The 14,591-nt window shown below is 41.9% G+C and carries 12 protein-coding genes; all 12 read left to right on the forward strand.

Translation table 11 applies throughout. The features are described from left to right. The first annotated feature begins 3 nt into the window (after positions 1–3). Positions 4–306 carry a septum formation initiator family protein gene (locus BMY21_RS00855; protein WP_074640011.1) on the forward strand — a complete coding sequence of 101 codons (303 nt, stop codon included), beginning with the start codon at positions 4–6 and terminating at the stop codon, positions 304–306. Next, positions 303–1,769 (forward strand): UDP-N-acetylmuramoyl-tripeptide--D-alanyl-D-alanine ligase, encoded by a 1,467-nt coding sequence (locus BMY21_RS00860; RefSeq protein WP_074640012.1) that lies wholly within the window; start codon positions 303–305, stop codon positions 1,767–1,769. The genes BMY21_RS00855 and BMY21_RS00860 overlap by 4 nt, the downstream gene beginning before the upstream one ends. A 2-nt stretch (positions 1,770–1,771) precedes the next feature. Next, the gene (locus BMY21_RS00865; RefSeq protein WP_074640014.1) at positions 1,772–2,959 is read left to right on the forward strand and encodes an FtsW/RodA/SpoVE family cell cycle protein; all 1,188 of its coding nucleotides are present in this window, start codon (positions 1,772–1,774) and stop codon (positions 2,957–2,959) included. Positions 2,960–2,974: 15 nt separating this feature from the next. Then, positions 2,975–3,820, forward strand: a complete 846-nt coding sequence (locus BMY21_RS00870) for a cell division protein FtsQ/DivIB (RefSeq protein WP_074640016.1) — start codon at positions 2,975–2,977, stop codon at positions 3,818–3,820. Between the two features lie 19 nt (positions 3,821–3,839). Continuing rightward, a complete protein-coding gene (gene ftsA, locus BMY21_RS00875; RefSeq protein WP_074640018.1) occupies positions 3,840–5,111 on the forward strand; it encodes a cell division protein FtsA in 1,272 nt (423 codons plus the stop codon). Positions 5,112–5,173: 62 nt separating this feature from the next. Further along, positions 5,174–6,526: a cell division protein FtsZ gene (gene ftsZ / locus BMY21_RS00880; RefSeq protein ID WP_074640020.1), complete on the forward strand. Its 1,353-nt coding sequence runs from the start codon at positions 5,174–5,176 to the stop codon at positions 6,524–6,526. An 8-nt stretch (positions 6,527–6,534) separates the two neighbouring features. Further along, positions 6,535–7,413 (forward strand): tyrosine recombinase, encoded by an 879-nt coding sequence (locus tag BMY21_RS00885; protein ID WP_074640021.1) that lies wholly within the window; start codon positions 6,535–6,537, stop codon positions 7,411–7,413. A gap of 162 nt (positions 7,414–7,575) precedes the next feature. Next, positions 7,576–8,295, forward strand: coding sequence for a tetratricopeptide repeat protein (locus BMY21_RS00890; RefSeq protein WP_074640023.1), 720 nt, complete (start codon positions 7,576–7,578; stop codon positions 8,293–8,295). Beyond that, on the forward strand, positions 8,276–9,340 hold the full coding sequence (locus BMY21_RS00895; protein WP_074640025.1) for a DNA-processing protein DprA: 1,065 nt from the start codon (positions 8,276–8,278) through the stop codon (positions 9,338–9,340). Before BMY21_RS00890 ends, BMY21_RS00895 begins: the two co-directional genes overlap by 20 nt. 32 nt (positions 9,341–9,372) lie before the next feature. Beyond that, positions 9,373–11,496: a type I DNA topoisomerase gene (gene topA, locus BMY21_RS00900; RefSeq protein ID WP_074640027.1), complete on the forward strand. Its 2,124-nt coding sequence runs from the start codon at positions 9,373–9,375 to the stop codon at positions 11,494–11,496. 55 nt (positions 11,497–11,551) lie between these two features. After that, the gene (gene glpK / locus BMY21_RS00905; RefSeq protein ID WP_074640029.1) at positions 11,552–13,051 is read left to right on the forward strand and encodes a glycerol kinase GlpK; all 1,500 of its coding nucleotides are present in this window, start codon (positions 11,552–11,554) and stop codon (positions 13,049–13,051) included. 82 nt (positions 13,052–13,133) lie between these two features. Next, on the forward strand, positions 13,134–14,588 hold the full coding sequence (locus BMY21_RS00910) for an NAD(P)/FAD-dependent oxidoreductase (protein WP_083379617.1): 1,455 nt from the start codon (positions 13,134–13,136) through the stop codon (positions 14,586–14,588). The last annotated feature ends 3 nt before the right edge of the window (positions 14,589–14,591 follow it).

Consider the following 14,591-nt stretch of genomic DNA (forward strand, 5'->3'; position numbering starts at 1 on the left):
TTTATGAAGCGTGGTGTTAAGGATTTTATAGTTAAGTTTTTCTTCTGTGTATTTGTACTTGCTATCCCTCTGATTTTGTGTCTTTACGCAGCTCAGGCAAGGCGATACATGGCTCTTACCAGCGAAATCAGAGAGCTGGAAAAGAAGCAGGAAAAGCTGATTGAAGAAAATAAGAAGCTTGTCAGTGACATTGCTGTGCTTTCAAGCGCTGATAGAATTGAAAAGATTGCAGTTGAAGAACTTGGAATGCACAAGGCTGAAACTGAAGATATAGTTCGTGTTGAGATGACGGGAGAGAAAAAATGATAGAGAGTCTGCTTACAAAAGAAGAGCTTCTTACAGCGGTTAAGGGCACTCAGATTGGCAGTGCTCCATGTTTATTTAACGACGTACAGACAGACAGCCGTAATGTAAGTTCTGAAAAGCCTTGCATGTTCGTGCCTCTTATGGGTGAGTTCCAGAATGGCCATAAATATATTCCTGATGTTTTGAAAAAGGGAGCATCTGTTGTTCTTATGAATGAAGCTGAATATCAGGAAAAAGTTTCTTATTATGAGGAACTTGCAGCAACTAATTCTGACGTTTGTTTTGTTCGTGTTGAAAATACTCTTCATGCTTTACAGGATGCTGCAGAGGCTTATGTTACAAAGAAATGCCGTAATATGATTCTTGTAAGCATTACAGGTTCAAGCGGAAAAACAACTACTAAGGAAATGATGGTAAGTGTAGCACGCGCTCATTTTGGTGATGCTGGTGTTGCATATACATACGGAAACCTTAATTCTGAAACAGGACTTCCACTTTCTGTATTCAAGATTCGTGGTGATGAAAAAATCGGAATCTTTGAAATGGGTATGAACCGTGTAAATGAAATCGGTGAAATCTCAAAGGTTTTGAAATCTCGTTTTGGGATTATTACAAATATTGGAACTGCACATATTGGAATCCTTGGAAGTCAGCAGAATATTGCAACTGAAAAACGTAAGAGCCTTGCTTATATTCCTGCTGATGGTGCTGCAATTGTTGGTGCTGCTGATCCATTTGCTGATTACTGTACAGAAGGCGTTCGCGGTAAAATTGTAAAGTTTGGTAAGGATGTTCCTTCTGACAAGAGTGGTGTAAAATTTATTGAAGATAAAGGACTTTTTGGAACAGCTTTCGAACTTGATGGTCTTACTGTAAATCTTCCTCTTTCTGGAAGTTATAACTATCTGAATGCTCTTTCTGTAATTGCCTGTGCAAAGGAAATTGGAATTCCTTCAGCTGATATTAAGCGAGGTCTTGAAGCTGTAGCTGCAATTTCAGGTCGTATGGAAGTTTGCCAGTCTGTACTTTGCAATGGAAAGAAAGTTGTTCTTATTAAAGACTGCTATAATGCTAATCTCGACTCAATGATGAAGGTTATAGATTTCTGTGGTGAGCTTAAAAATGTAGGCAAAAAGATTTTTGTTCTTGGTGATATGAAGGAGCTCGGTGCAGAATCAGAAAAATCACATGAGACTGTTGGTACACGTATTAGTGAAACTGATGCATCTCAGGTATATCTTGTTGGTCCTGAAATGAAAGCTGCTGAAAAAGTTCTTCAGACTGGTTCAAATATTTGTGTAAAATGGTTCAGTGAATCAAATGATAAGAATTTTAAGGAAATAGCAGAATCAATTAATTTAACTGCGAACGACAACGATGTAATTCTTCTTAAGGGCTCTCACAGTATGCAGCTTGAAAAGCTCGTGCCACTTCTTTGTGGCTCAGATGAGGAGGCTCGCTAAGAATGAATCAGTTTACGTTCTATGCGAATAAACCTTCGCAGAATTATAATAAAGTTGATATCTGGCTTCTTGGTTCAATACTTCTTTTGTGGGGACTTGGAATCTTTACTCTGTATGTATGTTCACAGAATTTTGCTATCAGAGCTTTTGGAAATCCTTTGTATTTTGTAAAGCGTCAGCTTTTGTGCTCAGCAGTTGGTTTTGTACTTTTTGCAGGCTTTATGATTACTGATATGAGATATATCAGAAAGTTTGTAAGTGTAATTGTAATTGTTTCTCTGGTTTTGTGTTTCCTTACATTTGTTCCAGGTATTTCAATTATTAAAAATGGTGCACGTCGCTGGATTAGACTTCCTGGTAATTTTACATTCCAGCCTTCTGAACTTGTAAAATTTGCAATTGTTCTTTTTCTTGCTAATTATTTTGATAAGCAGGATAAGCTTTTGAATCCGGAAGAAAAAACAGTATTCCCTTGTGTGATTGCCCTTATAGTCTTTGCTGGAATCGTATTTGCTCAGAAGGATTTTTCTACTGGTGTATTCATTACACTGATCGGAATCCTTTTGTTCTTTGTTTCTGGTGCTAAGCTTGTATGGATATTCCCGTTTGCATTGATTGCAATACCGGCTGCTTTTCTTATGATTACCCTTAATCCATATAGACTTCAGCGTCTTATCGGCTGGATCAGTCCTGATGAATTCAGTTCAAGCATTAACTATCAGAGCCTTAATGCAAAGCGTGCAATCAGTGCTGGTGGAGTATGGGGCAGTGGAATTGGTGCAGGTCTTTCTAAAATTAACAGCATTCCTGAGGTTCAGGCAGATTACATTTTTGCAGGCTGGGCTGAATCAATGGGATATATCGGTGTAGTAATTTATTTTGTACTGCTCGGATTCTTTGCTTACAGAGGTTATAAAGCAGCTCTTTCTAACCCTGATAAATTTAGTGCACTCTCAACTTTTGGTTGTGTTTCTGTAATTGTTTTGCAGTCTCTTGTAAATACCATGGTTGTTAGTGGTGTACTTCCTTCAACAGGAATTAACCTTCCGTTTTTCTCTCTTGGAGGAACTTCAATTATTATAACACTCGCAATGTGCGGCTTTATTGTAAACGCTTCACGCTGCGAAAAAATAGATGAAAAAATGACAGAAAGTGACGAAATTAATATAGAGTCACTTTCTTACTTATAATAAAAGGTGGATAAAATGAGTGATGTGAGTTTGTTAGTTGCTGAAGACTATCTTGAGAATGATTATTTCCTTTCTGAAGAGTATGAAGGGGCAGACAGCAAGGCTGAAAAGAAAATTAAATTTATTAAGGTAATTTTCTGTGTACTTTGTTTTGCGCTTTTCTGTGAGCTTGTTATTTATAAGTATATTATGCCTAGTTTCTCAAGCCCTAAGGTAACTGTTACCGGGCAGAAGGATTATTCTGCAGAAGAAATTGCAAGAATGCTGCTTCCTATGAACAGTACAAGCTGGTTTGATTTTGATGTAGAACAGGCTGTGGCATTGTTGTCTTCTGAAGCTGGAATCGGTCATGTTTCAGTAGAAAAGAAATTCCCGGATAAAATTTATGTGAATATTGAAGAGCGTGAACCGGTGGCTGTTACATTTGTGATGGAAAACGGCCGCACATCACCTGTTCAGATTGATAAAAACGGAGTTCTTTTTCCTGGAAAAAGAGGCGCTTCTGCAAAACGAGAAGAAGTTCTTCCTATTATTTCAGGACTTCCTGTTGAATATATGTCAAAGGGAATGAGAATTCCTGCAAAATACAGACCTCTTATTGATCAGATTTCTAAAATCAGCGAAATGCCTCAGCATTATTTTGCAAGTGTAGCAGAAATTTGTGTACTTCCAAAGGATTCTGGAAACTACGAACTTGCTCTGATTCCTGCACAGTCAAAAGTTAAAGTTCTTACCGATCGTGCATTGAATGAAGACGCATTAAAGTATATGATGGTAGTACTTGATGTAGTGAATCAGATTGGAACCGATGTTGCAGCAGTAGATTTGCGTTATGGTTCTGTTTCATACATCACAAGATAATTCAGAGGTTATTTAGAAAATGGCAGATGGAAAAGTAGTCGGACTTGATATTGGAACAAGTATGATTCGCGTGGCTATAGGAGAGATAGATCCTGACACAGGAAATATCCGCATAGCCGGAACCGCATCCAGAAAATCAGCCGGACTTCGCAACGGTGTAATTGTAAATATTGAAGATGCAAAAAATGCCATTAAAGAGACAATAGATGCCGCAGAACAGAATGCGGGTACAACAGTAGAATCTGTAATTACAGCAATCGGCGGTTCTCAGATTGAAAGTCAGAATTCACGTGGAACAGTTCCGGTTTCAAGTGCAAATAAATCAACAAAAGAAATTTCCCGCGCAGATGTAGAGCGTGTAATTGAATGCGCTACTGCAATTAAAGTACCAGATGACCGTGAAAAGCTTCATGTAATTCCACAGAATTATATTGTAGATGGAATTGGCGGCATTCAGGATCCTATCCACCGTATGGGAACCCGTCTTGAGGCTGAAGTTCATATTGTCACAGCGGCAAAAACAATCATTCAGAATATTCGTTCCTGCATTTCCCGATCAGATTATATTCTTGATGGGGTAATGCTTAAAACTCTTGCACAGACTCAGTCTGTTTGTCATCAGGATGAAATGGAGCTTGGTTCCATTTTGATTGATATGGGTGCGGGAACTACAGATGTTCTCTTGCTTTTGAAGGGTGCTCCTATCGGAACTTTCTCAATTCCAGTTGGTGGAAATCTTGTAACAAATGATATTTCTGTTGTCGGCGGTATTTCAACTGCTGCTGCAGAAAAAATTAAAATTGAAAACGGCTGCTGCTGGGTAGATTCAATTACAAAAGATACAGATCTTGATGTAATTCTTCCTGGTGTTGGAGGTCGTGCTCCTGAAATCATGAAAAAGAGCCAGCTTGCTCAGATTATTCAGGCTCGTGTAGAACAGATTTTTACTCTTGTAAAAGTAGCTCTTAAAAAGAATGTCGGAGATTCTATTAAAGAACTCTCTGGAAATATTATTCTCACCGGTGGCGGCGCAATGATGGAAGGTGTAATTGATCTTGCGCAGAAAGTGTTCCATACAACTTCTGTTCGTCTTGGAGTGCCTGAAAGTCTTGGTGGAATTGAAGAAGACTATAAGAGACCTGATTTTGCAACAGTAATTGGTCTGGTCCTTGCAAATAAATCTCTTGCAAGTGGTAAAGACAGAAGCCGCAGAACAAAAGGTCGTCCTGTGCATAAGGAAAAGCAGAAGGGTGAGAGTGTTCTGAAGAAGATATTTAAATCATTATTCTGATATTGTATAATTAAATCACTTAAAAAGTGTACGCTTGGGGAAGCGTTTGAGTGGGAGGAAATATGGGAAATCTTGGCATTTCAATCGTAGACGATGAAACTGGTTATGAGGCAGAAGCTTCTGGCTGCAGCCCTACCGTAATTAAGGTAGTTGGTTGTGGTGGCGGCGGTTCAAACGCTGTAAACAGAATGATTTTCCGCGAGCTTAGCAACGTAGATTTTATCGTTCTTAATACTGACTTACAGGCTCTCGGCCGTTCACGTGCTGCTACAAAGCTTGCAATCGGACAGAAAGTAACAAAAGGTCTCGGAGCTGGTGGTAAACCTGAAGTAGGTGAACAGGCAGCTGAAGAAGACAAAGAGCTTATTACAAATGAGCTCCGTGGTGCAGATATGGTATTCATCACAGCCGGAATGGGTGGTGGAACAGGAACTGGTTCTGCTCCAGTTGTTGCACGTATTGCAAAAGAACTTGGATGTCTTACTGTTGCCGTTGTTACAACTCCTTTTGAATTTGAAGGAAATGTTCGTATGCGACAGGCTCAGGAAGGTCTTAAAAAACTTCACGAACAGGTTGACTCTCTCATTGTTATCCCAAACGAACAGCTTTTCAAAAATATTGATAAAAACCTTACTGTAAAAGAATCCTTCAGAAAGGCAGACGAAGTACTCTGTCAGGGTGTTGAAGGTATTTCAAATATCATTACAAACCCTGGTGATGTAAATACTGACTTTGCAGATGTTCGCAATGCAATGGCCGGACAGGGTAATGCAATCTTTGGAATTGGTATTGGTGAAGGTGAAAACCGTGCTACAGACGCTGCTTACAATGCAATTCATAATCCAATGCTTGAGAATTCTAAGATTGACGGAGCAAAGAATCTCCTTGTTAATATCTGTGCATCAGAAGAAATTACACTTGCTGAGGTTGGAGAAATCTGTAAGATTGTTTCAGCTTCTGCAGATAAAGATTATAACATGTTCTGGGGACAGGTTACTCAGCCAGAACTTGAGGGTAAAATCAGCGTAACTGTAATAGCTACAGGTTTTGAAGATACAGGAAGAATTGCTGTTGAAAAACAGGAAGCTGTACCAGAGGTTAAATCTGAACCAAAACCAGTTAGAGAAGATACTTTCAGCCTGAATGATATGAACAGTATTCTTCATAAGACAGGTTCATCTACTGGTTCTGCTCTTGGTGGAGAATTTGTTGCATCTCACAGCATTCCAAAAACTCCTGACGCAGAAAAGAAAGGTTCACTTGTAGAAGGAATCTTCAGCGAAGAAAATACATCTTCTTCAGGATCTGGTTCTTTTGCACCTCCAGCAGGATTCATTCCTGATGAAAATGATCTTGTAAAACCTGCAATCTGGAATAAAAGCGAATACAGCAGAACAATCCGCCTGGATGACTAACTTGTTGAATGACTAAGGATATTTTTTTGAATCAGTTTTATACGGATCTTCTCCTTGTAAAACGTGATTCAAAACAGACTGCAATAACATATAAGATTTCTGCAGAAGAATTTCTGGACTGGCTTGCTACCGAAAGAATTAAACTGAAAGATGTGTCCGTCCAGAACTTATTGTATTATCTTATAAAAAGGCAGACTGACGGTTGTTCTGAACTTACAATAGCTAAGGATATTTCAGGAATAAGGGCATTGGGTGACTATCTTGTCCGCAAAGGTATGTGGGAAGAAAATGTTGCTCTTGCACTGGATAAGCCAAAGGCTGCAAAGCATCTTCCCAAGGTGCTTTCAGTTGAACAGATTGATTCTCTCTTAGGCTGCATTGATACTTCCACTCCAAGCGGTAAGAGAGATGACGCTCTTTTTGAGCTTATTTATTCCTGTGGACTTCGTATTAGTGAAGCCTGTACACTGCTGCTGGCAAATGTTCATCTTGATGAAAAACTGATTCTTGTGCGGGGTAAAGGTGATAAAGAGAGAATTGTTCCTTTTGGAGACCGGGCTCTTGAAAAAATTCTTGTGTATCTTAATGAAGTTCGGCCCGAACTTGTAAAGGGACGTAATGTGCCTGAGCTTTTTGTAAATTACAGAGGCCAGCCAATTTCACGGAAGGGAGTATGGAAGCGTTTTCAGGAGCTGGAAGCGCTCAGTGGAGTAGAAGCAAAGGTTCATACCCTCCGGCATTCGTTTGCAACTCATCTTTTGAGTGGTGGGGCTGATTTACGTTCCGTACAGGAACTTTTGGGCCATAGTGATTTAAGTACGACGACTATTTACACGCATGTTACAGACCGTCAGCTGGAAGATGCGCATGAGAAGTATTTTAGGTGATAGGTAATAGGTTTTAGGTGATAGGGAGCAGGCGTTGCGGGCGGCGTTTGAGCCCGCAGAGGGGGTAGCGAGCAACGTAGTGCGAGCGAGGGGGAGACTTCCCCCTAATAATCCTAGAACCTGGAACCTAACACCTGGAACCTATAAAAAGGAGACATAATAATGAAAAGATTAATTCCTTTAGTGATATTCGCTGTAGTTTTGATAACCTCATGCCGCGTCTCTAACAAGCAGATTATCCGTCAGCAGCATCTAGAAGAAGGTGTTGAAAGCCCGACAACTGTTGAAGAACTAAAAGATGCTATTGAAAAATATCAGAAAAGAGTAGCAGATATTCAGCTGGCACAGAGTCAGATTGGAATCTGGTATAAAATCCTTGGAACCCGTTATCTTGATCAGAAAATGTACGGAGAGGCTTTAAAATGCTTCCAGGAGGCCCTTCAGTACTATCCAAATAATCAGAATTTGTATTATTATGTAGGTGTGTGTGCAGGCTATATGTCGCATGCAGCAATGGACTTTGGTGGCAGCGGAAGCACCGAGGTAAAATACAATTACCTTAAACTTGCAGAAGAAGCTTACCTTAGAGCCATTGATATTGAAGACAGATATGTGCGCGCTTTATACGGACTTGGCGTGCTGTATGTGTTTGAGCTTGATGAACCGGCAAAGGCAATTCCACATCTTGAAAAGGCTCTTTCAATAGACACCAAAAATATTGACGCCATGTTTGTACTTGCAAGGGCATATTATTCAAATTATGATTTTGAAAAATCTGCTGCAATGTACGATAAAATCATAAACACCACAAAATCCGCCGAGAAAAAAGCAACCGCAGAGGAGAACAAAAAAACAGTTTTAGATGCAGCATATTCTAACTGATTTCGATGATTCGCTTATTCTGGCGCTTTCTGTAGCGAGAATTTCCTTTTTAGACTTTAATCAGAAAAAAAAATTATTAAAAAAACTTGACAGTCCTCATTCGCTTGCATTACAGTTTATAGAAGAAATATTAAAACTTGCAGAGTGCGGAGAGAAGCCTCGGGCTGTGTGGAATGGCCCTGAAAACCTGCGGTTGGCACAGGCAGAAGCCTGGCAATGCAAGCGTCTTGGGATAAAAATTCTTTTTCATTATGATGAGGGATACCCGGAACCTTTACGGCAGATAGCAGATCCGCCGTTTGCTTTGTTTGTACGCGGTGATGTGTCACTTTTGAACGGTAGATGTGTTTCTGTTGTTGGAACAAGGCGGCTTAGTCAGGTTGGCCGTGAAGCGGCTAGATGTTTTGCTCATGATGCGGCTATAGATGGCTGTAATGTTGTCAGTGGCCTTGCTTCGGGTGCAGATTCGTATGCGCACCTTGGTGCGATTGATGCCTTTTATGAAAGGGCTGAAAAAAACGGTAATTACGATGGTGCCGTTCTAGGTCACACGATTGCGGTTTTACCGAGTGCAATTGATGATATAGTGCCGCATACTAATAAGAGGCTGGGAGCCGCGGTGCTTCAGAGCGGGGGCTGTATTTTGAGCGAGTACGGGCCGGGCTCGGGGACCGGGAAGTGGCAGTTTATTGCACGGAACCGGATTGTTGCAGGGCTCTCTGAAGCTACGGTGGTTATTGAAGCACCGGCTGGCAGCGGAGCGCTTATAACTGCTGATCTGGCACTGGAAGACGGCCGCGACGTGATGTTTCATGAAGCAGCGTTTGGTGAAGCGGCTTCAAGGATTTCTGCGGTTGTACGCGAAGATCTGGAAAAGAGCTTTGCTGCAGGCCGTGTAAGCAGGTATAAAAGGGAAAATACACCGGAAAAGTTCCTTTCAGCTGGAGCCCCGGTGATAAAAGATTATAAAGACTACTGTGTCGCTCTGGCAGAACCGCCTGGTGAACGCAGTGCACCTCCCGTTCAGGGAGAACTATTTACATAAGACTTAAAGGATTTTGTTACAAGGATTTTGTTATGGCTAAAAAGACTAAAACTCCACAGACTCTCGTAATCGTAGAGTCTCCTACAAAAGCACACACTATTGAAAAGTATCTTGGGCCTGGCTATGTGGTTAGAGCTTCTGTAGGTCATCTTATTGATCTTCCTAAGTCTCGAATGGCTATTGATATAGAAAACGGATTCCAGCCTGAATATATTACAGTGCGCGGAAAAGCAAAGCTCTTAAAAGAACTCCAGAAGGAAGCAAAAAAATCAGAAGCTGTCCTTCTCGCATCCGATAACGACCGCGAAGGAGAGGCTATTGCCTGGCATTTGAACCGTGCTCTGCGTGATAAAACTGATGCAAAAATCAGCCGTATTGTATTCAATGAAATTACACCAACTGCAATTACAGAAGCTGTAAAGCATCCTGGTGAAATTGTAGAAGCCAAGGTAAATGCTCAGAAGGCTCGCCGCGTTCTTGACCGTCTTGTAGGTTATAACTTAAGTCCGCTTTTGTGGGTAAAGGTAAAGAATGGTCTTTCTGCAGGCCGTGTTCAGTCTGTAGCGCTCCGTCTTATCTGTGAGCGTGAAAAAGAAGTAGAAGACTTTTTGCCGGAAGAATACTGGTCACTTGATGCAGACTTTACAAAGGGAAAATCTTCATTTACAGCTCAGCTTGTAAAATATAACGGTGAAGCTCCTGAACTTAAGAGTGAAGCTGCCGTAAACGAAATCATTGAGAAAATCAAAAACTCTCCTTGTACAGTTTCATCAATCAAAAAGACAGAAAAAACTGTTCGCCCTAAGCCACCGTTTACAACTTCAAAACTTCAGCAGGCAGCTGCAAACCGTCTTGGTTTTACTTCACGCAAGACTATGCAGATTGCGCAGCAGCTTTACGAAGGTATTCAGATTGGTGAAAATCATGTCGGTCTTATTACTTACATGCGTACTGACTCTGTCCGCATTTCTGAAACTGCTCTTGCCGATGTTCGCGAATGGCTTTCTAAAAATCATCCATCTGAACTTCCTGCAGAACCAATTCACTATGCTGTTGGAAAATCAGCTCAGGATGCCCATGAAGGTATTCGTCCTACATACACAACTTACACACCAGACAGCGTAAAGGAATATCTTTCACACGACCAGTTCCGTCTTTACTCAATCATCTGGGAGCGCTTTGTTTCTTCTCAGATGAACAATGCAAAGATGGTAACTACATCTGTTGAAATTGAAGCAGGAGATGCTTTGTTCCGTGTTGCTGCAAGTAAGATTGCAGAGAAAGGTTTTTATCAGGTAATTAAACTTCTTTCTTCAAAAGAAGAAAAATCTTCTTCACTTCCTGCAATGAAGGAAGGTGAGACTTTGAACGTAGAAAACTTCCATCCGGAGCAGCACTTTACTCAGGGACCTGCACGCTATACTGATGCTTCGATTGTACGCATGCTTGAGGAAAAGGGAATAGGTCGTCCTTCAACTTATGCAACAATTATTTCTGTATTGCTTGACCGCTACTACGTAACCCGCAGTAACAAGCAGCTTGTTCCAACTCAGCTTGGTAAAATGATTAACAAGATTCTCGTTGAATCTTTCCCAGCTGTAATTAACGAAGAGTTCACTGCTAAAGTAGAAAACGAGCTTGACCAGGTAGAAGAAGACGAGCTTGTTTGGAACGATATTATCGCTGATTTCTATGGTCCGTTTAAACAGACTGTTGATAATGTAATGGAGCACCAGGAAAGTATTAAGGGCTTCCTTGATGAACAGACTGACAAGGTTTGTGAGCTCTGCGGTAAACCGATGGTAAAGAAGCTTGGACGTTTCGGTTTCTTCCTTGCATGTTCAGGATTCCCAGAGTGTCATAACACTAAGTCTATTCCTCTTGCTAAGTGTCCTGTTTGCGGCGATGGTGAAATTGTTGAGCGTAAGACTAAGGGCCGCGGTAAGGCTTTCTATGGTTGTACAAATTATCCAACCTGTACATTCATCAGTCACTTTAAACCGATTGACCAGTACTGTCCTAAGTGCGGCTGGTTCCTTGTTGAAAAGTTCGACAAAAAGAACGGTGCTTACAAGTCTTGTATTAACCCAGACTGTGATTACCTCCACACAAGCGGCGAAGAAGAAGCTGTAATGCCGGTAGAAGGTGAAGAGTAAAAATACTTTTCAATAAAATTTGCTTTATACTGATAGCAATGCTATCATATGAAGCATGGAAAATAAGAAAAAATATGTAATTTCTCTTGATGAAGGCACGACATCCTGCCGTGCTGTTGTTTACGATAAGAACGGTTCGCCTCTTGGTTCTAAGCAGCGCGAATTTAATCAGATATATCCGCACCCAGGGTGGGTTGAGCATGATGCCGAAGAAATCTTTAAGTGTCAGCTTAAGGTTCTTCAGAGTCTTTTAATTGAAAAAGAAATCAGACATGACGAAATTGCCGCTATTGGAATTACCAACCAGCGTGAGACGGTTGTAATCTGGGATAAGAAAACCGGAAAACCTGTTTACAACGCTGTGGTCTGGCAGTGTCGTCGTACGGCTGATTACTGCGAAAAACTGATTGCAGACGGCTGGTCGGATAAAATCCGTGAGAAGACCGGACTTCTCATTGACGCATATTTTTCCGGTACAAAAATCAAATGGATATTGGATAACGTTCCAGGCGTTCGAGAACGCGCTGAGAAGGGCGAACTTCTTGCGGGAACTATTGATACCTGGCTTATCTGGAAATTGAGCGGTGGCCGCGCGCATGTGACTGACTATACTAACGCCTGTCGTACGATGCTTTTCAATATCTATAAGCTTGAGTGGGATAAGGAGCTTCTGGACCTGCTTGGAATTCCTGCAGGACTTCTTCCTGAGGTTCGTGATTCTTCATGTGTATATTGTAATACAGATCCTGAAGTTTGCGGTTTTGAAGTTCCTCTGGCTTCGGCTGTTGGTGATCAGCAGGCAGCTCTTTTTGGTCAGGGCTGTTTTAAGAAGGGTGATGCTAAGAATACTTACGGTACCGGTTGCTTTATGCTTATGAATACCGGTGACAAGCCTGTTCACTCTAAGGAGCTTTTGACTACGATTGCGCTTGGTATGAACGGCAAGATTGAATATGCGCTTGAGGGAAGTGTATTCATTGGCGGTGCTGTTATTAAGTGGCTTCGCGATGAACTTGAACTGATTTCCAGTGCGCCAGAAATTGACCGCCTGGCAGAGTCGGTTCCGGATTCAAACGGCTGTTATCTTGTACCTGCCTTTGTAGGTCTTGGTACTCCTTACTGGGATATGTATGCGCGTGGAACTATTGTTGGTCTTACCCGCGGTGTAAAGAAGGCTCATATCTGTCGTGCTGCCCTTGAAGGAATTGCTTACGAGGTGCGCGACGTTCTCGATACTATGGTTGCAGATTCCGGTACTCCTATAAATACACTGAACGTAGACGGTGGTGCGTGTGTCAGCAACGTAATGATGCAGTTCCAGGCTGATATTCTGAATACTAAGGTTTGTCGTCCTGCTAATGTTGAAACTACTGCGCTTGGTGCTGCGTATCTTGCCGGTCTTGCAACAGGATTCTGGGAGAGCCGCGACGAGATTCTTGCTCATCACAAAATTGACCGCGTGTTCGAGCCTGTGATGGATGACGGCCAGCGACAGAAATTGTATGCAGGCTGGAAAAAGGCCGTGGAACGTGCTGAGCACTGGGAGGATGTGTAAGGCCGCTGGCGGCCGTTGTTAAATAGCAGAGCGTTAAAAAAAATGCGAAAGCATTTTTTAGCTCTACCATATTGAGGTGTTTATGATTTATGATATAGCAATTATTGGTGCAGGCGTTGTAGGTGCTTGCATTGCGAGGGAGCTCGCGAAGTACCGGCTGAACGTGTGCATGATTGAGAAATCAGATGATGTTGCCTGCGGTACTTCTAAGGCGAACTCGGGAATTATTCATGCGGGCTTTGATGCTAAAACCGGCACTCTGATGGCTAAGCTTAATGTAGAAGGAACTGCAATGTATCCCGAGCTGGCTCAGTCTCTTCATTTTGATTATAAGAATAACGGTTCGCTTGTTATCGGCTTTTGTGATGAAGATATGGACCACATCAAAAAGCTGTATGAACGTGGTGTGGCAAATGGTGTTCCGGGCCTTCGCATTATTGATGGTGAGGAGCTTCATAAGCTTGAGCCAAATGTAAGTGAAGAAGCCTGTGGCGCTCTGCTTGCAGAGTCTGCAGGAATTGTAAGTCCTTATATGGCAACCTGGGCTTTTGCAGAAAATGCTGTTATGAATGGAGTAAAGCTTTTTCTTGAAACTGAAGTTCATGGAATTGATAAGGCTGATGGGCTGTTTGTAATCAAAACAGGAAAAAGCGACATTTCTGCAAAATGCGTAGTAAATGCTGCCGGCTTGTATGCAGATGTTGTTTCTGAAATGGCAGGGGCCCGCAAGTTTAAAATTGTGCCTCGCCGTGGTGAATACTATCTGCTTGATAACAAATGTGCATATCTTGCAAGTCATACTTTGTTCCAGACTCCTGACAAGATGGGGAAAGGTGTTCTGGTTACTCCAACTGTAGACGGAAATATTTTATCTGGGCCGACTGCTGCCGATGGAAACGATAAAACTGCAACTGAGACAACTGCTGCCGGTCAGGACGAGGTTTTCAGAAAATCTGGAAAAACTATTCCGGATATTCCACGCCGTAATATCATAAACTCTTTTGCGGGTGTTCGTGCCCTTGCTTACAATGAGGATGGTACTCCGGTAAATGATTTTATTATCGAAGAAGATAGTGGGGTACATGGCTTTATAAACGTTGCGGGAATCTGTTCGCCGGGACTTTCTGCGGCTCCTGCAATCGGCTGCTATGTGCGTGAACTTGTTGAAAAATCACTTGGTGTAAAGCTTGAAGCTAACCGTGACTTTGTGGCTGTTCGTAAGGGTATTGAATCCTTTAAAGATGCTGATGATGAGCGCCGTGCTCAGCTGATTGAAAATAATCCGCTTTATGGAAGAATTATCTGCCGTTGCGAAATGATTACTGAAGGCGAGATTGTTGCGGCAATTAAGTCTCCTGTTGGGGCTGTGGATCTTGATGGTGTAAAGCGTCGAACCCGTGCCGGAATGGGACGCTGCCAGAGCGGTTTCTGTTCTCCACGTGTAACTGAGATTTTGAGCCGCGAGCTTGGAATTCCGATGACGGACGTTTGCAAAAACGGCGGCTGCTCATATATTCTTACAGGAAAAACAAGGTAGGGG

Source organism: Treponema bryantii, from assembly GCF_900111035.1.
GTDB lineage: Bacteria > Spirochaetota > Spirochaetia > Treponematales > Treponemataceae > Treponema_D > Treponema_D bryantii_C.

What these genes read in the sequence shown, in the direction of transcription:
- BMY21_RS00910 (WP_083379617.1), top strand. Translation starts at nt 13,134, where the DNA reads ATGATTTATGATATAGCAATTATTGGTGCAGGCGTTGTAGGTGCTTGC.
- BMY21_RS00885 (WP_074640021.1), top strand. Translation starts at nt 6,535, where the DNA reads ATGACTAAGGATATTTTTTTGAATCAGTTTTATACGGATCTTCTCCTT.
- ftsA (WP_074640018.1), top strand. Translation starts at nt 3,840, where the DNA reads ATGGCAGATGGAAAAGTAGTCGGACTTGATATTGGAACAAGTATGATT.
- glpK (WP_074640029.1), top strand. Translation starts at nt 11,552, where the DNA reads ATGGAAAATAAGAAAAAATATGTAATTTCTCTTGATGAAGGCACGACA.
- BMY21_RS00890 (WP_074640023.1), top strand. Translation starts at nt 7,576, where the DNA reads ATGAAAAGATTAATTCCTTTAGTGATATTCGCTGTAGTTTTGATAACC.
- ftsZ (WP_074640020.1), top strand. Translation starts at nt 5,174, where the DNA reads ATGGGAAATCTTGGCATTTCAATCGTAGACGATGAAACTGGTTATGAG.
- topA (WP_074640027.1), top strand. Translation starts at nt 9,373, where the DNA reads ATGGCTAAAAAGACTAAAACTCCACAGACTCTCGTAATCGTAGAGTCT.
- BMY21_RS00870 (WP_074640016.1), top strand. Translation starts at nt 2,975, where the DNA reads ATGAGTGATGTGAGTTTGTTAGTTGCTGAAGACTATCTTGAGAATGAT.
- BMY21_RS00895 (WP_074640025.1), top strand. Translation starts at nt 8,276, where the DNA reads ATGCAGCATATTCTAACTGATTTCGATGATTCGCTTATTCTGGCGCTT.
- BMY21_RS00865 (WP_074640014.1), top strand. Translation starts at nt 1,772, where the DNA reads ATGAATCAGTTTACGTTCTATGCGAATAAACCTTCGCAGAATTATAAT.
- BMY21_RS00855 (WP_074640011.1), top strand. Translation starts at nt 4, where the DNA reads ATGAAGCGTGGTGTTAAGGATTTTATAGTTAAGTTTTTCTTCTGTGTA.
- BMY21_RS00860 (WP_074640012.1), top strand. Translation starts at nt 303, where the DNA reads ATGATAGAGAGTCTGCTTACAAAAGAAGAGCTTCTTACAGCGGTTAAG.